Genomic DNA, 19432 nt, shown 5'->3' on the forward strand with positions numbered 1-19432 from the left:
TATTGAATTATTTATAATTTTTCTTTTCGCATAAATTTGAGGATATTCGACGATTATAATTTTGTTCGAATGATAGCGTATTCTGGTCAGCCACATTACCTGGTTGCTGTAGATTGTATAGTGTTTGGTTTTGATGGGGAACATTTAAAAATCTTGCTTGTAAAAAGAGGTTTAGAGCCAGAAATTGGTAAGTGGAGTTTAATCGGAGGGTTTGTTGCTGCAGAAGAAACGCCAGACGATGCGGCAAATAGGGTACTCAAAAAGAATACTGGCTTGGCGGGCATCTATCTAGAACAACTTCAAGTTTACGGTGAACCTACCAGAGATCCAATCGAGAGAACATTATCAATAGGATATTTTGCGCTGATTGATATAAATAAATACCAAACACAACTGAGCGATGACTACCACGCAGAGTGGTTTCCAATAAACGAAAGGCCAAAATTGATCTTCGACCACGATGAAATGGTTGCCGATGCCAGGAAAAAGCTGCGCTATAAGGCGGCATTACACCCTATCCTATTCGAAATGTTGCCTAAAAAATTTACGCTTCCACAATTACAGACTTTGTTTGAAGAAGTAAATGATACCAAAATAGATACGAGAAACTTTAGCAGGAAACTGGGCTCAACTGGTTTATTGATTAAGCTGGAGGAAAAAGATAAGTCAGGATCAAAAAAAGGTGCATTTTACTTCAAACTTGATAAGAAGAAATATACCGCTAATTTTCAGGCTTTTCTAAATCTAATACCAAACCTGAAGATTTAGTGGGTTAAGGACCACTAAGGTACCAGAAAGTCTATTGCCAGGAATTTTAATGCCGTTTTAAGAAGAGATGGCTATTTTTCTAGATGTTAAAAATTGGAATAGCCGAAAAAGACGAGAAAATAGCAGCACTACTAACCACTATTCTGGGATGCCTTACTAGTGCTCAATAATGATGGCCGCTATTGGTCTCATGCCAGATGCACTATCAACCGGAATTGGTTCAGAGGCATCTAAGCCTTTGGCAATCGTCGTAATTGGCGGCTTAATTACCAACACTTTCTTCAACCTCTTTGTTTATCCGATTGTTTTCTATTGGGTTTATAAAAGGCAATCTTTTACTTAAGGCGACGTCCTTTAAATAGTCTAATTTCGAAAATAGCGAGATCCTCAAAATAGATCTCGCTCTTTACTTAACCCAATTTCCAGTCGGGGCGTTCGAAATGGCAGGTGTAGCCATATGGATATTTTTGAAGGTAATCCTGATGTTCTTCCTCGGCATTCCAAAAAACTCCTGCGGGCACGACTTCTGTTACAATTTTTCCAGGCCATTTACCTGAAGCATCTAGCGCTGCAATTAATTCGTTTGCGGTATCTCGTTGTGCCTCATTTTCAAAGAAAATTGCAGAGCGGTATGAAGTACCTACATCATTTCCCTGTCTATTACGCGTACTTGGATCGTGGATTTGAAAGAAATATTCTAATAATTTCCTGTATGATAATTTCTCGGGATCGAAAACAATCTCGATTCCTTCGGCATGAGTACCATGGTTGCGGTAAGTTGCATTAGGAACATCGCCACCAGTGTAACCAACAACTGTCGAAATTACGCCAGGCTGCTGACGGATAAGTTCTTCAACGCCCCAAAAACATCCACCGGCTAGTATCGCTTTTTCTGTATTCATCATCTATATATTTATTATCTAACTGTTTAGTCTTTAACAGTTGAAAAATTGCAAATCAAAGTTTAAAACTGATTTTAATAACAAAGCTCGAAAAACACCTTTTCGAGCTTTGGAGTTTCTATCAGGTTAATTGGATCTGGTTAGCGACTATAGAGTTGCCATATCAATCACAAAACGATACCTTACATCACCCTTTTCCATCCGTTTGTACGCCTCATGTATATCTTTCATATCAATCATTTCGATATCTGAAACAATCCCATTCTCAGCACAAAAATCTAGCATTTCCTGAGTTTCGGCAATGCCTCCAATTCCAGATCCCGCTAAGCTTTTTCTGCCGCCTAGTAAACTAAATGCAGCAATTTCGGCAGGTTTTGGTGGTACCCCGACGCAAATATGTGTTCCATTTGTGCGGAGTAAAGATAAGTACATATTAAAATCATGTTCTGCAGAAACCGTATCGAGAATAAAATCAAAGGTTCCAGTAGCTGCTTTTACTTGTGCCGGATCTGTAGTAACCACAAAGTGATGAGCACCAAGCTTTTTGGCATCTGCTTCTTTACCCGGTGATGTACTCAAGACCGTAACTTCCGCACCAAAAGCTACACCAAACTTAACAGCCATATGCCCAAGTCCGCCTAGTCCTAAAACCGCAAGTTTATGACCTTTACCAACTTTCCAATGCCTAAGCGGAGAATAAGTAGTAATGCCCGCACATAACAAAGGTGCTACCGCAGCAAGATCTAATTTATCTGATACATGTAGAACAAACTCTTCTCTTACTACAATTTGATTAGAGTAGCCACCGTAAGTAGGCGTTTTTCCATCGCGAGATAAGCCATTGTAGGTTTGTGTATTTCCTTCAAGGCAGTACTGCTCTAAATCCTGTTTACAGTTTTCGCAAACCTGGCAAGAATCTACCATACAACCGGTTCCTGCTAAATCGCCAACCTTAAATTTTTTAACCTGGTCGCCAACTTTAATTACCCTGCCCACAATCTCGTGACCAGGTACCATTGGAAAAATTCCCGGGAACCAATCGTTTTTTATCTGATGAAGATCTGAGTGGCAAACGCCACAAAATAAGATCTCAAATTGTACATCATTGGGTCCTACTTCACGGCGTTCAAAATTCCATGGAGCAAGATCCGTTTCGGCACTTTGTGCCGCATATCCTTTTGCTGGTATCATTTTATCTAGTTTATTAATGCTTCTAACAAATATAAATGAATATAGTGTTAAGCACAGAAAAGTTTTGTCGTCAAAAGCTCATTATTTGGCATGGCAATAAGTATGCTTATCTTTGAAAATAAAATCATCAAAATGGAAAACCCAACTGTAGGAGGCTATATTAATTCACTCTTTCCGCAGTTTGAACCTGCATTAAAATCAATATTAACTGACAGCGCTACGTTACGAGATTTTAATAGTGGAGAAATGCTGATGCAAACTGGTCAGAATATGCGCTCAACCGTATTGGTTGTAGCTGGCACGGTGAAGTTATACCGAACTGGAGATGATGGACAAGAATTTTTCATGTATTACCTGCAACCTGGCGATGCCTGTGCACTATCTATGATCTGCGCTACCAGGCAAGAGACCAGCCAAGTAATGGCAAAAGCAATAGAACAAACTAAGGTTTTGATGATTCCCATCGCCTTGATGGATCAGCTGATGCGTGATTATAAAACCTGGTATTATTACGTTCTTGAAACCTATCGCACTCGATTTGAAGAGTTGCTTTTTGTAATTGATAACATATCTTTTAAAGCAATGGATGAGCGCCTAGCCTTTTACCTTAAGAAACAAGTGAAAGACTTAAATTCTACAACAATCCACCTTACCCATAGTGAAATTGCCTCCGATTTAAACACCTCTCGCGAGGTTGTTTCGAGGTTGCTTAAAAAAATGGAACAAGCCAATCAAATTGTTATGCACAGAAACTATATTGAGTATCTGCAATAGAAAGAATGTTATCCTAGACTAAGTTTTCTAATCATATCTAGCATCATTCATTCCGTGTGACAAAAGTCACAAACATTGCCATACCATATCTTGATTTTTGTTAGAAATATTTAAAAATGGAAATCATTGCATATTCTGCTGCCGGCTTAATTGGTATTTCGCTTGGTTTAATTGGCGGTGGCGGCTCGATTTTAACGATGCCCGTATTAGTTTATTTATTTGGCATCAATCCGTTATTGGCTACCTCCTACTCATTATTTATCGTAGGTGCTACAAGTTTAGCAGGTGCTATCGCTAATTTCAATCGTGGGCTAGTTAACATTAAAACCGCTTTGCTATTCGGAAGTGCTTCGATCTCGACCGTATTTTTGACCCGGAAATATCTTATACCGCTTATTCCAAAGATTATTTTTAGCAATAAGAACTTTAGTATAACTGAAAATATGTTAATGATGGTACTATTTGCTATATTAATGTTAGCTGCCGCAATAGCCATGATCAAAGATACTACAACACAAATGGTTATCTGCGCTGAAAAACACAGTCTAAAAGTTGGCAAACTTTTATCTTACGGCATTGCAATTGGTTTGGCTACTGGTTTTTTAGGTGCTGGTGGTGGTTTTTTGCTCATACCAACCTTAGTTATTCTTGTCGGATTGCCAATTAAAGAAGCGATTGGCACTTCGTTATTTATTATTGCACTTAATTCCCTTATTGGTTTTACAGGAGACCTGGGCCATTTCGCGTTCGACTGGATTTTCCTATTTAAAATTACCACTATTGCTATAGTGGGTATAGTAATTGGTGGTGTTGTAAACAAGAAAGTAAACGGAGCAAAGCTGAAAAAGGGGTTCGGTTGGTTTGTAGTCTTTATGGGTTGCTATATCATCATAAAAGAAATAATCTTAAAATAATTTGAATACCGGCCGGCCGTGTGATAAAAGTCACCGATTAAAATATTGCATATAATTAATTTTGACACATTAAACACATCATCATGATAATAGAACAAATTTATACAGGATGCTTGGCACAGGGAGCATACTACCTTGAAAGTAATGGGGTGGCTGCCATTATCGATCCGCTACGTGAGGTTGAGCCTTATCTTGCCCGTGCTGAAAAAAGGGGTGCAAAAATAAAATATGTACTGGAAACTCATTTTCATGCCGATTTTGTTTCAGGGCATCTCAACCTTGCCAAGGAAAGCGGGGCATTAATAGTTTATGGACCAAATGCTAAGCCAGATTTCGACTTCTATTCTGCAAAGCATGGAGAGATTCTGGAACTTGGGGCTGCCAGGATTAAAGTATTACATACACCTGGCCATACCATGGAAAGCACTTGTTTTCTTGCCAGCGACGAATCTGGGAAGGAAGTTGCACTTTTTTCTGGTGATACACTATTTATCGGGGATGTTGGTAGACCAGATTTGGCACAAAAACTAGCTAGTGAACTAACTAGAGAAATGCTGGCAGGTTACCTATTCGATTCGCTTCGAGATAAAATTATGCCCTTAAGCGACGACATTGTGGTGTATCCTGCACATGGAGCCGGTAGCGCATGCGGAAAAAATATGAGTAAGGAAACATCAGACCTACTTGGCAACCAAAAAAAAACCAATTATGCATTAAGAGCAGACATGTCGAAAGCAGCATTTATTGAAGAGGTTACGCAGGGGCTCTTACCCCCACCTGCGTATTTCCCCGAAAATGTAATGATGAATATCCATGGTTACGATAGCTTTGAGCAGGTAATGAAACGAGGTATGCAGGCATTGAATCCAACGGCATTTGAGCAGATTGCAAATGAAACCAGCGCCTTGGTTTTAGATACCAGAGCACCCGAAGTTTTTGTAAAGGGGTTTATTCCAAATGCAATCAACATCGGTATTGATGGAAACTTTGCACCGTGGGTGGGCACATTAATTCCTGATATCAGACAACCAATTTTGCTGGTAAACGAAGATGGCAGGAATGAAGAAGTCTTAACACGCCTATCAAGAGTTGGCTTCGATGGTACATTGGGTTACTTAGATGGAGGCTTTGAGGCTTGGAAAAGTGCTGGCAAGGTAACCGACGAGATTGAGTCCATTGCCCCTGAAAATTTGGCAACCTTAATGAAATCCAAATCGTGTAATATTATAGATGTTAGAAAAGAGAAAGAATTTTCAAGCGAGCATGTTGAGGGTGCTATCAATCTTCCGCTAGATTATATAAACGATAATTTTAACAAAGTAGATAAGCATGAAACCTATTTTGTTCACTGCGCTGGCGGTTACCGATCTGTCATTTTTAATTCAATTATGCGTGCAAGGGGTTACCAAAACTTAGTTGATGTATCTGGCGGTTTAAAAGCAATTAAAGAAACCGAGAAAATTCCTGTAACGGCTTTTGTTTGTCCCACGACAGTAAAGTAAACATTTAAAATTTAACACATTTCATTCTGCGGGCTGTAAAACATTACTTTTGAGTACAACTTACGTTAGTCGGCAATTAACCCTATAAAGTCATTATGATTGAATTCATCAAACAGCCCTGGCCGTGGTATTTTTCGGGCTTCATGATTATCGCTGTTATGCTCGTCTTAATTTTTTTTGGTAAATCATTTGGCTTTTCTTCTAATTTGCGCACGATGTGCAGCATGGCTGGGGCAGGGAAACGTGTCAAATTTTTCGATTTCGAATGGAAAAACCAAATTTGGAACCTGATGTTCCTAGTGGGATCGATATTAGGTGGGTTTATAGCTACCAATTACCTGAGTACGCCTTCACCTTTAAAACTCTCGCCAGAAACAATTAAAGATCTCGATCAGTTAGGTGTAAGATTCGATGGTGGACTTAACCCGTCAAGTTTGTTTTCGCTGGCCGCGATGAAAGATATAAAGACGATCGCTATCTTACTGATTGGTGGCTTACTGGTTGGTTTTGGATCTCGCTATGCTGGTGGATGCACATCAGGACATGCAATTTCTGGGCTCTCAAATCTGCAAATACCCTCTTTGGTCGCTGTCATTGGCTTCTTCATTGGCGGACTCATCATGACATTTTTTATCATCCCACTTATCTTCTAAGTCATACCATGAAATATATAAAGTATATTATCGCCGGAACAATTTTTGGGATCATCATGAACAAATCAGAAGCTGTTTCATGGTATAGAATACAAGAAATGTTCCGTTTTCAGTCGTTTCATATGTACGGCATCATCGGTACTGCAGTTGTACTAGGCATAATTGCTGTACGGCTAATTAAAAAATTTAATGTAAAAGATGCTACTGGAAGCGCGATTGTTTTTCATGAAAAAGACAAAGCCTATACCAAATATATTTTAGGTGGCATCATTTTTGGATTAGGTTGGGCACTCACAGGTGCTTGCCCGGGTCCTATGTTTGTTAATTTAGGAAGCGGGTATGCTGGCATGGCAATCGTAATTATCGGCGCCCTGCTCGGAACGTACCTTTATGGAACAGTTAAAAATAAGTTACCCCACTAAATCCATAGCTCATGACCAAACTTAGTGCAATCATCAACCATAGGTGCCCCAGGTGTAGAAAAGGAAAAATGTTCAAACATTCTATGTTTCATTGGAAATATGATGAGATGAATACCAAGTGCAGCTGCTGTAATCTAAGCTATGAAATAGAGCCTGGTTTTTTTATTGGTGCAATGTATGTGAGCTATGTTTTCATTGTGGCTGAGCTCGTGAATGCGGGTATTATAGCGTTTATGATTTTTGGTGAGGAAGATCAATGGGCAATTATCGCAACCACCATTGCCCCAGTAATTTTGCTATTTACATTCAATTATAGGTATGCACGAACCATCCTGCTACATGTGCTCTCTCCTATTAAATATAATAAAAATGCAGGTGAGCATTGCTGAAAAATAGTCTTGTTAAATCTTAATAAAAATTGCCAAACCCATATTTTATATTCCATCAGTTTATATCTAAATCGTTTTACTTTACCATAGTTTTGTTACAGTATAGGCATCAACAAGACTGTCTATCACCCTGGAAAAATTTTAAATTTGGTTTTTCAATACACGAGCAAACCATGAGAAATTTTTTATACACTACATTGATTGTTGGCAATAGCTTATTGGCAACAGTTGAATGCGCTATTGCGCAGGTGGCCAAAATGCCTGTAGATTATGTAAATCCCTATATCGGAAACATAAGTCACTTACTGGTACCTACATACCCTACTGTACACTTGCCTAATAGCATGCTTCGGTTTTATCCTGAACGCGATAGCTATACCAGCAACACAATGAGCGGCCTACCTTTAGTTATTACCAGCCATCGAGGAAGTTCTGCATTCAACTTAAGTCCGTTTCAGGGTGATGTAAAAAACATTAAGAGTACGGTTCGGTTTGGGTACGACAATGAAATTATAAAGCCCTATTATTATGAAGTAGATTTAGACGATTTTGGTATCCACGTCGGTTTTGCACCGTCGCACCAGTCGGGCATTTACCAAATAGATTTTAGCCAAACCAAACTTCCACCATATCTGGTTTTAAATACCAGAGATGGAGAATTAACCGCTGATGCCAAAAGCGTAAGTGGTTTCCAAAAAATAGGTAATAACACAAAGGTTTATATTTATCTAGAAACTGATTTAACACCAATTAAAGTTGGAACACATGATGGTGCTAACATTAATACCAATAAAACAGTTGCTAACGGCCAAAATGCTTATTTGCTATTGCAGTACCCTACCAATACTTCAAAAATTAAAGCCAGGTATGGTGTTTCATTTATTAGTGTAGCACAAGCAAAACAAAACCTACGCAGAGAGATAAAAGATTACAACTTAAGTGATGTAGCGCAAAAAGGCAAAGCAATTTGGAATGCAAGCCTTGGAAAAATAAAGGTTGAAGGAGCAGAAGAAAACGCCAAAACCATTTTTTACACTTCCCTTTATCGTACTTACGAAAGGATGATTAACATCTCTGAAGATGGGCAATATTTTAGCGCATTTGATGGAAAAATCCACAGCGACAATGGCAAACCTTTTTACACTGATGATTGGATCTGGGATACTTACAGGGCTACCCATCCCCTTCGGGTAATTATTGAGCCAAAAATGGAAGGTGATATGATTAACTCCTACCTTCGTATGGCACAACAGATGGACGATCATTGGATGCCTACCTTCCCAGAGGTTACGGGTGATAGCCGAAGGATGAATAGCAACCACGGCGTAGCAACTGTTATAGATGCTTACAATAAAGGCCTGCGCTCATTTGATCTGGAACAAGCCTATGCATATTGCAAGGCTGGCATTACCGAGAAAACACTATCCCCATGGTCGGCCAAGAAAGCTGGCGTGCTCGATCAGTTTTTTAAAGATAATGGCTATTTTCCGGCCTTGCCAGCAGGTGAAAAGGAAAATGCACCAGAAGTACATGGCTTCGAAAAGCGCCAGCCAATCGCAGTAACATTAGGAACGGTTTACGATGAATGGTGTCTCGGAAATATTGCGAAGCAATTGGGTAAAAAAGACGACGCGAAAATGTTTTTAGAGAAAAGTTTAAGTTACCGAACTGTTTTTAACCCAGAAACGAAATTTTTTCACCCGAAAGACGCAAATGGTGCTTTTATAAAACCCTTAGATTATCGTTTCTCTGGCGGATTAGGTGCAAGAGAAACCTACGATGAAAATAATGGATGGTTATATCGCTGGGATGTTTTACACAATGTTGCAGACCTGGTAAAAATGATTGGTGGCAAAGAGGCTTTCGTAGATGAACTCGAAAAGATGTACAATACATCCTTAGGAAAAAGCCGCTTTGATTTCTACAGCCAACTCCCGGACCATACCGGTAATGTCGGTCAGTTTTCTATGGGTAATGAACCTGCCATGCACATCCCTTATTTATACAACTACGCAGGGCAACCTTGGAGGACGCAAAAACGGGTTCGTAGCTTATTAACGCAATGGTTTAGAAACGATTTAATGGGTATCCCTGGTGATGAAGATGGCGGCGGTTTGACATCATTCGTTGTTTTTTCGCAGATTGGTTTTTATCCAATAACTCCAGGTTTACCAATGTATGTTATCGGTAGCCCAACCTTTAAAAATGTAAAAATTGATTTAGGAAACGGCAAAAAATTCGAAGTAGACTGCCAAAATTATGCTCCAGATAATAAGTATATCCAGTCAGCCAAACTCAATGGTAAAATATGGGATCAATCTTGGTTTTCACACAATGATTTAATGAAAGGAGGCAAACTGGAATTGATAATGGGCAGGAAACCTAATAAGACTTGGGCTGCGAGTGAAGCGGCTACACCCCCATCGTTTGAAATGAAGTAATGTACCTAATGCGAATCGAGAAGTTTATGCAAAGCTGCACTTATCTTTGGAAGAGGTGCAGCTTTGAAAGGCTGTTATTTAATGTCAACTTTTTTGCCGGTTTTGGCAGATAGCTTAGCTGCCTCTAAAATCTTTACTACGAGAAGATTATTGGGTAACCCCGAAAGATCTTTTGAACTATCGATTTGCCCGCTAAGTACAGCGGAGAGATAGGATAAACTGCTGCTATTGGCCGACTGTAAGGGTTTTGCCTGGTATAAGTTGTATCCGGCGTTGCTTCTAGATCTCAAGGTTTTATCATTGACGGCCTGAACATATCCTTTATCACCAAATACCTCGAAGTCTTTAATACTGAAAGGCCAATTCCATGATGCCTCAATTATACCTGTAGCATCTCCATATTCAAGCAAAATAGTAGCATCATCATCTACTTTAGGATAAACATCAGGTTTAATTTGATGAGTAATAGCCGAAACGGATTTTGGTGCTTTTCCGTCCATCATCCAAGTCATTAAGTTAGCACCATAACATCCGAAATCAACTAAAGCCCCACCCCCATTTTTTTCTGGATCGGTTAGCCAGCCCAAGAACTCACTACTCACCCCAATTTCCTTTGGTCCCTGGTGGCCATCATGTACAATCATTTTTCTTACTGAACCATATTTGTTATCTTTTTTGATGTCTTGATATACTTCCTGGTTGCTTGGGTACCATGTGGTTTCATAATTGGTAAGCACTTTAATATTATACTGCTTGGCAAGTGCCGCAATTCGATCTGCTTGCTTTACCGTTACTGCTAAAGGTTTTTCTACCATAACCGAGATACCAAGTGGAGCCGCAGTTTCAACAACCGATAGGTGTTCAGCTATTGGGTTATAGGCCAATACCGCATCGGGTTTATGTTTCTTTAATAAAGCTTGTAGGTTATTGTAAAACAAACTATCAGGAAGGGAATAACGCTTTTTAAACCGCTCGATGAGCACAGGGTTAGATTCTGCAATGCCCAAAATATTCACTTCTCCTTTCTGATAACTGCTCATAATGAGGTAAATATGATCGTGACTAAGACCCGCAATTGCAACGTTCAACTTGGTCTGTGCACTTACAGCGGCAAATAAAAAAAACGATAAAGCTATGGTTAGTAAGCTCCCAAATTTCGATTGTAAATTCATACTTATTTAATGATATTAGAAATGTCCTCAAGGTAGAGTTAATTCTCAAAGGAAAATGAATTGCTTGTAAAATATTACAGATTACCACTTTGGTATCGGTCTGTTTACTGGCTATGCAAAATACACTGTTTTAAGCCACCGTTTTTGGAATTAAAAAGGTACCATTACCTGGGGATATTAAATGATTTATTGCATAAAACATTGGCTAAAATTTTTGGTTGTATAAAAATGGGAACGCAAAGAATTCAAGATTTGTTTGATAAATATGAAGACCTTTCGATCGAGGTGGCACAGGCACAAAAGGCTGTGCAAGATGCCCAGGTACCAGATCAATCATCGAAAGATTCCATCTCTGCAGCACAGGCAGATGAACATTTAATTGCCTGTATAGAATTGGAACGAAAAGAACAGTACCTGCTGGAACTGTCGCAAGAATGGACGAAAGCGCAAGATTTATTAGTAGAGCAGTTATGTAAGATAAATACCAAAGTTCGCGTTATAGATAGACGAGACGGCGATGAAGTGATCATCGGATGCTGTGGTGGTGCAATTACAATAGAAGAGAAAACAGTTTAAATGAGCAAATTATCAATACAGGAACAGTTCAACAATTACATCGAGCTGCTTAACAAGATTCACAATATCGACCAAGATATAGACGCTTTAATCAATGAAGTAGAAATTACCGATCTAAAAGAAAAGCGTATTATTTACAAAAAAACGTTGCAGATGGTAACCCGAAATTTGGTTGCATCTTTGAAAGATATGGACAGCAAGTATCCGATTCATAATTATTTAGCCAACCAAACTACTTATTTGTTTACCGAAGGCGATAAGTTGATGTTTGAATATCACTAAACTCCATTTCTCGGAAATTATGTGCGATGAGTTTAAGGTTGGTTTGGGTTTAATTTACCATAAGTAATTAATAGCGTATGTTCCAAGTAGCTAAACCTCATATCTTTCTTTTAGTATGTATTCACCAACTCTTAAGATATAATTGAAAACGATTAAAAAAGAAAATTTTCCGACCAAGATCTGCCTGGTTTGCAATAGGCCTTTCAGCTGGCGTAAGAAATGGGCCAAAGTTTGGGAAGAGGTTAAATATTGCAGCGAAAAATGCAGAAACCAAAAACCTACCCAAGTCGATGCTTATCGTGAATAACGTTTCTAGATAGTCGGTTAAAAGTAATAATGCGTAACAGGAAATAGACCTCACCCTGAATTAGTTAATTTGCATCAAAATTAGTGGGAATTTTATATATGAATGATATTGAACTAAGTACAAGAGACATCGACCGGATCATTGAAATGGCATGGGAAGACCGTACCACCTTCGACGCTATTAAAGTACAGTTTGGCTTAGGAGAAAAAGCTGTTATTGCACTAATGCGTAGGGAGATGAAAGCCAATAGTTTTAAGCTATGGCGAACACGTACCAAAGGCCGCTTTACAAAGCATGAAGCCCTAAGGACGTCTGAAGTTTCACGGTTTAAATGCTCACGTCAACGGGCAATCAGCAATAATAAAATCAGCAAAAGATAGCTTATGCCATTTTCTCAAACAGGCAGTAGATCTCGGGAACTAACTTTTCCAACAGATTACGATCAAATTCTGGAACGAATAGAACGGATTGATCCCGTTAGGTATATTAAAACCAGAAACTTTATTAATGGGGATGTTACATTTTTATCGCCCTATATATCTAGAGGCGTTATCACTGTAAAACAAGTGCAGGAATCAGTATTGAGTAGAGGATTTTCCGCGTTAGACATTGAACGGTTTTTACAGGAGCTTGCGTGGAGAGAATACTTTCAGCGTGTGTGGGAAGCAAAGGGCAACTTAATATTTGAAGACCTGAAGCAGCCGCAGCCAGGGGTGTTACACCATAACCAAGTTAGTGGAATTGAACAGGCAAATTCCGGAATTGAGGCCATTGACTTACAGATAAAACAACTTTACAAGTATGGATACATGCACAATCATATGCGTATGTATGTGGCCTCACTTACATGCAATACGGCTAAAGCCTATTGGCTAAACCCATCCAAGTGGCTTTATTATCACCTACTGGATGGAGATTTAGCCAGCAATACTTGCAGTTGGCAATGGGTAGCAGGAGCCTTTTCTTCCAAGAAATATTATTTCAATCAAGAAAATGTTAATAAATACACAAACTCCAATCAGCAAAACACATTTTTAGATCATCCCTATGATGAACTACCAGAGCTGGATGTGCCACCAACGCTAAAGGAAAACACAAGCCTTAAGCTTACAACCATTCTTCCTGCTCCCGAGAAACCAATCTTAAACGTAGAAAAACCGACGTTGATATATAACAGTTACAACCTTGATCCTGAATGGCGAAAACATGAAGATGTAAATCGGGTTCTGTTATTAGAGCCTAGCCACTTTAGCCAATATCCGGTAAGCAATCTTGTGATTGATTTCATTTTAAAATTAGCTTCAAATATCCCTCGCATACAAGTTTTCACCGGCGAAATCAGTGAATTGGCTTCACTAAATGATGGGAAAATGAGTGAAGGCTTTATTTCAAAGGCTCATCCAGCGTTTACATATTATCCTGGAACAAAAGATGCTTACGATTGGATATACCCCGACGTTTCAGGTTATTACCCTTCATTTTTCAGCTTCTGGAAACAGTGTAAGAAACAATTAAAGCTAAAATCGTAACCTTCTTTTGGCAAGATTTACCCCTTAGTTTTGATTCGATCTTGTTCGCTTGCTTTGCTTCGCTCATCCAGTGATTTTAATTTTTTATTGCCGAAATTATAGTTTATCCCCATATATAGTCCCCTGCTCTCCCATTTTCTGGCACTATTTACATTTACGATGCCTAAAACAGCATGCTGCTGCCACCTTTGGGTATTAAAAATATCACGCATTGCAACATTCAAGGCAAGCCTATCTTTTAGAAGTGATTTTTTTATGGAGAAATCTACGCTATAAATGGCCTTGGTTCGGTAGATAGAAGATCGACTGGCAAAATTATACCAGCTGCTCAAACCAAAATTCCAGCCGTTGCCTAGTCGCAATGTATTGCTTATATATCCGTTAAACCCCATTCCACCATTATTGATCATTGCTAACCCGTCGTACTTACTTAGGTCTGCCTTATAAAACTGGTAGTATGGCGTTGCAGAAAAGTAGCCAGACAATATTTTCGATAATTTGAATGGTGTACTTAAACTTAATTCAAGGTAGCTGCGCCGACCGGCATTTATCGGAAGCTCCACCATTTGATCGCCGGTTTGTGTACGTATCACTTCAATTAGATCTCTGGTTGTGTTGAAGCCAAGTTTTAGTTGACTCTGGCCATTGAAAGTGTAGTCTAATTCAAGGTTTTGTGTAAATTGAGGCAATAGTAATGGATTACCCCTGGAAGCATAGTAATAGTCGGTTCGATAGAGGTAAGGGTTTTGATCTTGGAAAGATGGCCGATTTATTCTTTTACCATATGCCAAGCCCACACTCTGCTCCTCGTTAATTTGATATCGAACAAATAAAGTTGGAAAGAAATTTATATAAACGCTATCAGGCAAGCTGAAAATTGCATCAAGCTCATTCACAGAACGCCCGTTCATATCTGTAAGCTCAGCTCTTAAACCAACTTGAAGTTCAAATTTGCCGTATCTTTGCTGGAAATTTCCGTAGGCTGCAACTATCTTTTCCTGATAATTAAATTTATTAAAGCTTGCAATGCTACCTAATATTTCATCATCGCTTAAAGCGTTTAATACATTCTTGGTTTTACTAGAAGCTAACTTAAATCCAGATTCAAATGAACCCTGTTTGGTTTTCCAATTGTAATCTGCTTTGACGGCAAACAAATTAATAATTGTTTTTGTATAGTTGATTCCACTTGTATTTAATCCACTGTTTAGGAAAATATTCTTAACCTCATTGTTTAAACCAGAGCTATAGCGCATTAAATCCAGATCTATCGTTAGCTGATGGTCTTGTTTTTGAAGGTATTGATGATGGATATTTGCTGAATAGCGATTTTCAGTTAGGCTTGCTATGGTTTTAGTCAATAGTAAATCAGGATTATTTCCATAGATATTTGTGCTCGCATCAGAAGGAAAGTCATTCCATGTGCGCTGGTAGTTTAAAATAGCCCCAAACTTGTGTTTTTCATTTAAAGCATAATCTAGCCCCACACGTCCGAATGAGTTGCTATAGCCCTGTCTTTCAATTCCGCTTTGTTCTAATGTGTTATTGTTCGCTAATCTAAAACTTTTTACAGCAGTATATTGCAAACTGTTATCAAGATTTGCATTCAGGAAGGCGTTAAATTTATTGTAGTTACTTGTGAGGTTTAAGGCCGCATCTTGCCTGTAATGTGTCATCTGCTGATAACCCAAGTTTACGTTTCCTTTAGTACCATTAATGGTCGATCTTTTGAAAACAAGGTTAATAATTCCTGCGTTCCCAGCAGCATCGTACTTAGCAGAGGGATTGGTAATGAGTTCAATCGCTTTTAGATTAGATCCAGACGTTCCTTTCAATAACGCGGTAAGCTGTTGAGCATTTAGCGTTTGCATTCTGCCATCTAGTAATACCTGCACCCCACTCTTGCCACTAATCTTAACATTATCTTGCCCGTCTACCATTACGCCTGGCATACGCCTGATTAAGGTTAAGGCATTAAGACCGGCGGCATCGCCAATGCTTTCAACATTTAATAATACCTTGTCAGTTTTCACCTGAATAGCTGGCGTATTATTCTTGATGGTTACATCTTTCAACAGGTAGGTTTTAATACTATCCTTCAGGATTTTGCTACTATCAGTCTTTTGTGCCATTGCGGTTGTAGCCAATGCAGAGCAAATTAAAATGATTAAAGAGCGTTTCATATGCTGTTTTTTCCAACGAAATTCTCCTTTTAAACATAGCCTATCGCTTCACATTATAATCTGAAGCCTAAATAATACGTCTCAAATTATGATATGATACCCTACAATTTCTAAAGATACTCCTTTGGGTTTTTTCCAGTAAATTTTTTGAAACTCCGATTGAAGGTTGCCTTAGAATTAAAACCGGCATCGAATGCTATTGCCAGTAACGTTTGGTTTTTAAACTCAGGAAGAGCCAATCTTCTGATTACCGCATTTACACGATATTGATTAATAAAATCATTAAAGTTAAGGCCAAACTGCTGATTAACGGCCTTACTTAAGATAACTGCATTTGTATTTAGCTTTCTGGCTACTTCTGTTAATGTAAGGTCCGAACGTTCGAATAACAACTCATCTTCCATTAAGGTGATCAATCCATTCTTTATGAGCATCATCTTTTCGCTTGTTTTTTTGCTGTCTTCGCTCACCAAGCTGATGGATTGTTCTTTGATTTCTTCTTTCACTTCAACTGTTTCAAAGGGCTCAAGCATTTGAGGGTTGAACTGAATTTTGTACAGTGGCAGGTAAACTGCTTGGTAAGCGTTAATAGCAATGTAATACACTACAATAGCAAAGCCACAGAAATAATACCACGGCCCAAAGTATCTCAAGCGTGTAAAGAAATCGAAGTTGGATAATAAAGTCTCAATTAAAGGCATTAAGCTAATCATCGCGAAGGTATAAAGGAAGGTCCTTAGCCATTTCATACTTGCTTGATCTGCAAAAGATGTAGCAATTACAGCATATTTCTTGTATTGATGATAGTACCTAATGGCAAGAAACAAATAGAAAAAAACACTGCCGATAGATAAATATTTGTACCATGATGCAAAATCAGGATCCTCATATTCATTGGTAAGGTTGTATCGATCAAAAACGAAAAAATCGATTAGTCCAGTACCGGTAGCATATACAAAATATAAGATTCCAGGCAGAAGATGCAGCATCTTAATACCTGTTATTCTAAATTCATAATTAAATATCGAGATGATGTAAAAATACAGTACCGGGCCTATGAACAGGCTATGTACAAAAGGTACGAAGAATAAGATATCGCGATAGGGTTGGTTATCATACCAGCCTGCAAAGCCAACCATGTAAGGTACAATTAGCATTGCGGCAACCAGCAAAAAGAAGCCCATTAATTTATCTGCGTATTGACCCTGTTTGATGCCACGTTTAAAAAAAAGGAAGCAATAGACCAGGATATGGAAGAAAAAAATGAGAAGTACGCTACTTTGAAAGCTAAATTGGAAAAGCATATCCTAAAATAAGTAAAATTTTGGCTTCGCTAAAATAGATTGATAATTCATTTATGTACTTTTACCTTTCTAATTAGTATATAAATACACTTATAATTCAAGGATTAATTATGATTGACATAACCAATGCCATCATCGGCCAAATGGAAAAGAGATACCGGGCAACATTGATTAATTCATTGCCCGGATTTAAATGCCTGCAGTTAATTGGAACCTCTAGCGATAATGGCCACAGTAACCTGGGTCTTTTCAATTCAATCTTTCATTTGGGTGCTTCGCCAGCACTTCTTGGTGTCATCTTCAGACCGCAGTCTACCGACCATGACACCTTAACTAACATCAAGCGAACCGGGATATACACGCTTAACAACGTAACGCAATCTTTTGTAGACAAAGCTCATCAAACCAGCGCCAGGTACGAAAGTGGTTTTTCTGAGTTTGTGGAATGTGGGTTAACAGAATATTACATCCCCGATTTCGAAGCGCCATTTGTGGCCGAATCGAGTGTGAAAATCGGCCTGTCAGTAAAAGAGATTATTCCTATAAAAGCGAATGACACCACCATGGTTATTGGAGAAATTGTGCGGATCCAGCTAAATGAGGATTTAGTAGCGGCCGACGGATTTGTTGATCATCACCTGGCAGGAACAATAACCGTTGCGGGATTAGATAGCTACTATGCCACAACACCTATTGCAAGATTTAGCTACGCAAAGCCAGACCGACCATTAACGCAAATTTCAAAAGGGAAAGGAAATATTTAAGAGCGTTGAAAATGAAGTGTCTTGAAGCTAATTATTTCCTTAATGGTTTTATTTAAGATCGCTACAAACTACATAACATAAAACCTGTTAAAGCAACGGTAGCATTTATAACGCTTTATAGCAATAAAGGGTAAAATTGTTTTAAAAAGAAAGCCTCTTGGCACCCTACTCGTTTCGCTATTTTTGCATTTTGGGCAAGCGGGGCATGTGGTAACTAATTTAGACGATTCCTTTAATTTCATAATAAAGAGATAGTTTTATTGGCAACGAAAGTAAATCATTTTTCATCAAGATAAGAATGCGGTATCTACAGAACAAGTGGTTTAATCTACTTTTACCGGCATTTTGGCAACCCTAAGTTAATAAATTCCTGAAACATTTAAGGATATTGGTTTCAAACACGCAAAAATAATATCGTCAAAATCTCATTGATAAAAACAAGCCGTTTAATGATTGTGCATGGTATGGCATAAATGTCACATTTTTGGCGGCCTTGTTATGAAATAACTGCCTTACATAAGGGTAAACAAGGTAAGCTATTTTCGTAGAAGCGATTCCGAAACCTGCTCCTGCTATTACATCACTCAGCCAATGCTTGTTGTTATACATTCTGAGTGCACCGGTAGATGTGGCAACGAAATAGCCTGCATAACTAATAAATGGGCTAACGTTTTTATATTCCTGATGGAGAAATTCTGCAGCCATGAAAGCCGATGCCGTGTGGCCGGATGGAAATGAGTTCGTGCCGCTATCATCTGGCCTGTTGCGCCCGGCAGCCTGTTTTACAATGTGCGTAGATATACCCATCACAATTGCTGAAGTAGCATAGAGGATTGATGAGTCAAAGATATTGTGTTCCCCTTTTAAACCGGATAATTGTAACGCATACACGGCAACTGCCGGACTAAATTGTAAATAATCGTCAACATGTGCAGCAAAGAGTGGATGATCTTCTTGTAATTCGGCCTTGGTACTTAAATCTAACTCCTTTGCAAAACCTTTATTGGATAGGGCAAAAAAACCATAGCCAATAAATACAGTTGGTATCACAAATGAAGCAACACCAAATTTCCGAGATTTGACAAATTCATCTTGAAGTTGGCTATTGCTATCAATTGGAGTCGAATTTATTAGCTCCTGCCGTTGTGCATAACCATTTGTAAAGATAAGGTTGATGGCAACTATGAAAATAAGCGATTTACGCATGACGAATGGTTTTAGGATGAATCCAAGAAAAGGTACTTTCGAAGTTAAACCATAAATATGGAGGAATCTTGAAGTTAAGAAAAGCAGAATGCCATTTAATTATGGTGATAACTGTTTAAAGTCATTTCGAAAATTCAGAAACAAAATAATGCC

Annotated in this window: 21 protein-coding genes; 15 read left to right on the forward strand and 6 right to left on the reverse strand. The window is 38.6% G+C overall.

All coding sequences use genetic code 11. The features are described 5' to 3' along the window. The first annotated feature begins 69 nt into the window (after positions 1 to 69). Both OQ268_RS11575 and OQ268_RS17875 read left to right on the forward strand, forming a co-directional pair. On the forward strand, positions 70 to 768 hold the full coding sequence (locus tag OQ268_RS11575) for an NUDIX hydrolase (RefSeq protein WP_265856305.1): 699 nt from the start codon (positions 70 to 72) through the stop codon (positions 766 to 768). Positions 769 to 958: 190 nt separating this feature from the next. Continuing rightward, complete coding sequence (locus tag OQ268_RS17875; protein WP_407674002.1) at positions 959 to 1111, forward strand: efflux RND transporter permease subunit; 153 nt, start codon at positions 959 to 961, stop codon at positions 1109 to 1111. Positions 1112 to 1178: 67 nt separating this feature from the next. Here OQ268_RS17875 and msrA read toward each other — a convergent pair whose 3' ends face one another. Together msrA and OQ268_RS11590 are read right to left on the reverse strand one after the other, a co-directional pair. Then, positions 1179 to 1673, reverse strand: coding sequence for a peptide-methionine (S)-S-oxide reductase MsrA (gene msrA, locus OQ268_RS11585; RefSeq protein ID WP_265856306.1), 495 nt, complete (start codon positions 1671 to 1673; stop codon positions 1179 to 1181). A gap of 144 nt (positions 1674 to 1817) precedes the next feature. After that, positions 1818 to 2861, reverse strand: coding sequence for an NAD(P)-dependent alcohol dehydrogenase (locus OQ268_RS11590; RefSeq protein ID WP_265856307.1), 1044 nt, complete (start codon positions 2859 to 2861; stop codon positions 1818 to 1820). A 132-nt stretch (positions 2862 to 2993) separates the two neighbouring features. Here OQ268_RS11590 and OQ268_RS11595 point away from each other — a divergent pair, with 132 nt between their 5' ends. The 7 genes from OQ268_RS11595 (at position 2994) to OQ268_RS11625 (ending at position 9956) form a co-directional block, all read left to right on the forward strand. After that, positions 2994 to 3635: a Crp/Fnr family transcriptional regulator gene (locus OQ268_RS11595; RefSeq protein ID WP_265856308.1), complete on the forward strand. Its 642-nt coding sequence runs from the start codon at positions 2994 to 2996 to the stop codon at positions 3633 to 3635. Positions 3636 to 3751: 116 nt separating this feature from the next. Continuing rightward, positions 3752 to 4549: a sulfite exporter TauE/SafE family protein gene (locus tag OQ268_RS11600; RefSeq protein ID WP_265856309.1), complete on the forward strand. Its 798-nt coding sequence runs from the start codon at positions 3752 to 3754 to the stop codon at positions 4547 to 4549. A gap of 83 nt (positions 4550 to 4632) precedes the next feature. Next, on the forward strand, positions 4633 to 6051 hold the full coding sequence (locus tag OQ268_RS11605; RefSeq protein ID WP_265856311.1) for an MBL fold metallo-hydrolase: 1419 nt from the start codon (positions 4633 to 4635) through the stop codon (positions 6049 to 6051). 95 nt (positions 6052 to 6146) lie between these two features. After that, positions 6147 to 6704, forward strand: a complete 558-nt coding sequence (locus OQ268_RS11610) for a YeeE/YedE family protein (protein WP_265856312.1) — start codon at positions 6147 to 6149, stop codon at positions 6702 to 6704. A gap of 8 nt (positions 6705 to 6712) precedes the next feature. Beyond that, the gene (locus tag OQ268_RS11615) at positions 6713 to 7126 is read left to right on the forward strand and encodes a DUF6691 family protein (protein WP_265856313.1); all 414 of its coding nucleotides are present in this window, start codon (positions 6713 to 6715) and stop codon (positions 7124 to 7126) included. A 68-nt stretch (positions 7127 to 7194) separates the two neighbouring features. Then, positions 7195 to 7515 carry a DUF983 domain-containing protein gene (locus OQ268_RS11620; protein WP_265856314.1) on the forward strand — a complete coding sequence of 107 codons (321 nt, stop codon included), beginning with the start codon at positions 7195 to 7197 and terminating at the stop codon, positions 7513 to 7515. A 173-nt stretch (positions 7516 to 7688) separates the two neighbouring features. Beyond that, a complete protein-coding gene (locus OQ268_RS11625) occupies positions 7689 to 9956 on the forward strand; it encodes a GH92 family glycosyl hydrolase (protein WP_265856315.1) in 2268 nt (755 codons plus the stop codon). 74 nt (positions 9957 to 10030) lie between these two features. Here OQ268_RS11625 and OQ268_RS11630 read toward each other — a convergent pair whose 3' ends face one another. Next, complete coding sequence (locus tag OQ268_RS11630) at positions 10031 to 11128, reverse strand: Gfo/Idh/MocA family protein (protein WP_265856316.1); 1098 nt, start codon at positions 11126 to 11128, stop codon at positions 10031 to 10033. 228 nt (positions 11129 to 11356) lie between these two features. Between OQ268_RS11630 and OQ268_RS11635 the strand changes: the two genes are divergently transcribed. The 5 genes from OQ268_RS11635 to OQ268_RS11655 all read left to right on the forward strand — a co-directional run bounded on the left by OQ268_RS11635 (position 11357) and on the right by OQ268_RS11655 (position 13822). After that, entirely contained in the window at positions 11357 to 11704 is a 348-nt protein-coding gene (locus OQ268_RS11635) for a hypothetical protein (RefSeq protein WP_265856317.1), read from the forward strand. After that, positions 11705 to 11986, forward strand: coding sequence for a hypothetical protein (locus tag OQ268_RS11640; RefSeq protein ID WP_265856318.1), 282 nt, complete (start codon positions 11705 to 11707; stop codon positions 11984 to 11986). 142 nt (positions 11987 to 12128) lie between these two features. Next, on the forward strand, positions 12129 to 12293 hold the full coding sequence (locus OQ268_RS17880; protein ID WP_265856319.1) for a DUF2256 domain-containing protein: 165 nt from the start codon (positions 12129 to 12131) through the stop codon (positions 12291 to 12293). A 98-nt stretch (positions 12294 to 12391) separates the two neighbouring features. Next, complete coding sequence (locus OQ268_RS11650) at positions 12392 to 12673, forward strand: TIGR03643 family protein (protein WP_265856320.1); 282 nt, start codon at positions 12392 to 12394, stop codon at positions 12671 to 12673. A gap of 3 nt (positions 12674 to 12676) precedes the next feature. Next, positions 12677 to 13822 carry an FAD-binding domain-containing protein gene (locus OQ268_RS11655; RefSeq protein WP_265856321.1) on the forward strand — a complete coding sequence of 382 codons (1146 nt, stop codon included), beginning with the start codon at positions 12677 to 12679 and terminating at the stop codon, positions 13820 to 13822. A gap of 17 nt (positions 13823 to 13839) precedes the next feature. On the opposite strand, the gene OQ268_RS11660 is transcribed toward OQ268_RS11655, so the two are convergent. After that, positions 13840 to 16005 carry an outer membrane beta-barrel family protein gene (locus OQ268_RS11660; RefSeq protein ID WP_265856322.1) on the reverse strand — a complete coding sequence of 722 codons (2166 nt, stop codon included), beginning with the start codon at positions 16003 to 16005 and terminating at the stop codon, positions 13840 to 13842. A gap of 110 nt (positions 16006 to 16115) precedes the next feature. Then, positions 16116 to 17189: a helix-turn-helix domain-containing protein gene (locus OQ268_RS11665; RefSeq protein ID WP_265856323.1), complete on the reverse strand. Its 1074-nt coding sequence runs from the start codon at positions 17187 to 17189 to the stop codon at positions 16116 to 16118. Between the two features lie 230 nt (positions 17190 to 17419). On the opposite strand from OQ268_RS11665, the gene OQ268_RS11670 reads away from it, so the two are divergent. After that, positions 17420 to 18073 carry a flavin reductase family protein gene (locus OQ268_RS11670; protein WP_265856324.1) on the forward strand — a complete coding sequence of 218 codons (654 nt, stop codon included), beginning with the start codon at positions 17420 to 17422 and terminating at the stop codon, positions 18071 to 18073. Between the two features lie 417 nt (positions 18074 to 18490). On the opposite strand, the gene OQ268_RS11675 is transcribed toward OQ268_RS11670, so the two are convergent. After that, positions 18491 to 19279: a phosphatase PAP2 family protein gene (locus tag OQ268_RS11675; protein ID WP_265856325.1), complete on the reverse strand. Its 789-nt coding sequence runs from the start codon at positions 19277 to 19279 to the stop codon at positions 18491 to 18493. Positions 19280 to 19432: the final 153 nt, after the last annotated feature.

Origin of the sequence: Pedobacter sandarakinus, assembly GCF_026240095.1 — a bacterium.
Classification (GTDB): Bacteria; Bacteroidota; Bacteroidia; order Sphingobacteriales; family Sphingobacteriaceae; genus Pedobacter; species Pedobacter sandarakinus.

Excerpts from the sequence above, each read along its gene's own strand:
- OQ268_RS11595 (WP_265856308.1), top strand. The coding sequence starts at position 2,994 with ATGGAAAACCCAACTGTAGGAGGCTATATTAATTCACTCTTTCCGCAG.
- OQ268_RS11640 (WP_265856318.1), top strand. The coding sequence starts at position 11,705 with ATGAGCAAATTATCAATACAGGAACAGTTCAACAATTACATCGAGCTG.
- OQ268_RS11660 (WP_265856322.1), bottom strand. The coding sequence starts at position 16,005 with ATGAAACGCTCTTTAATCATTTTAATTTGCTCTGCATTGGCTACAACC.
- OQ268_RS11665 (WP_265856323.1), bottom strand. The coding sequence starts at position 17,189 with ATGGGCTTCTTTTTGCTGGTTGCCGCAATGCTAATTGTACCTTACATG.
- OQ268_RS11625 (WP_265856315.1), top strand. The coding sequence starts at position 7,689 with ATGAGAAATTTTTTATACACTACATTGATTGTTGGCAATAGCTTATTG.
- OQ268_RS11600 (WP_265856309.1), top strand. The coding sequence starts at position 3,752 with ATGGAAATCATTGCATATTCTGCTGCCGGCTTAATTGGTATTTCGCTT.
- msrA (WP_265856306.1), bottom strand. The coding sequence starts at position 1,673 with ATGATGAATACAGAAAAAGCGATACTAGCCGGTGGATGTTTTTGGGGC.
- OQ268_RS17875 (WP_407674002.1), top strand. The coding sequence starts at position 959 with ATGCCAGATGCACTATCAACCGGAATTGGTTCAGAGGCATCTAAGCCT.
- OQ268_RS11590 (WP_265856307.1), bottom strand. The coding sequence starts at position 2,861 with ATGATACCAGCAAAAGGATATGCGGCACAAAGTGCCGAAACGGATCTT.
- OQ268_RS11610 (WP_265856312.1), top strand. The coding sequence starts at position 6,147 with ATGATTGAATTCATCAAACAGCCCTGGCCGTGGTATTTTTCGGGCTTC.
- OQ268_RS11635 (WP_265856317.1), top strand. The coding sequence starts at position 11,357 with ATGGGAACGCAAAGAATTCAAGATTTGTTTGATAAATATGAAGACCTT.
- OQ268_RS11650 (WP_265856320.1), top strand. The coding sequence starts at position 12,392 with ATGAATGATATTGAACTAAGTACAAGAGACATCGACCGGATCATTGAA.
- OQ268_RS11620 (WP_265856314.1), top strand. The coding sequence starts at position 7,195 with ATGTTCAAACATTCTATGTTTCATTGGAAATATGATGAGATGAATACC.
- OQ268_RS11575 (WP_265856305.1), top strand. The coding sequence starts at position 70 with ATGATAGCGTATTCTGGTCAGCCACATTACCTGGTTGCTGTAGATTGT.
- OQ268_RS11675 (WP_265856325.1), bottom strand. The coding sequence starts at position 19,279 with ATGCGTAAATCGCTTATTTTCATAGTTGCCATCAACCTTATCTTTACA.
- OQ268_RS11615 (WP_265856313.1), top strand. The coding sequence starts at position 6,713 with ATGAAATATATAAAGTATATTATCGCCGGAACAATTTTTGGGATCATC.
- OQ268_RS11605 (WP_265856311.1), top strand. The coding sequence starts at position 4,633 with ATGATAATAGAACAAATTTATACAGGATGCTTGGCACAGGGAGCATAC.
- OQ268_RS11630 (WP_265856316.1), bottom strand. The coding sequence starts at position 11,128 with ATGAATTTACAATCGAAATTTGGGAGCTTACTAACCATAGCTTTATCG.
- OQ268_RS11655 (WP_265856321.1), top strand. The coding sequence starts at position 12,677 with ATGCCATTTTCTCAAACAGGCAGTAGATCTCGGGAACTAACTTTTCCA.
- OQ268_RS11670 (WP_265856324.1), top strand. The coding sequence starts at position 17,420 with ATGATTGACATAACCAATGCCATCATCGGCCAAATGGAAAAGAGATAC.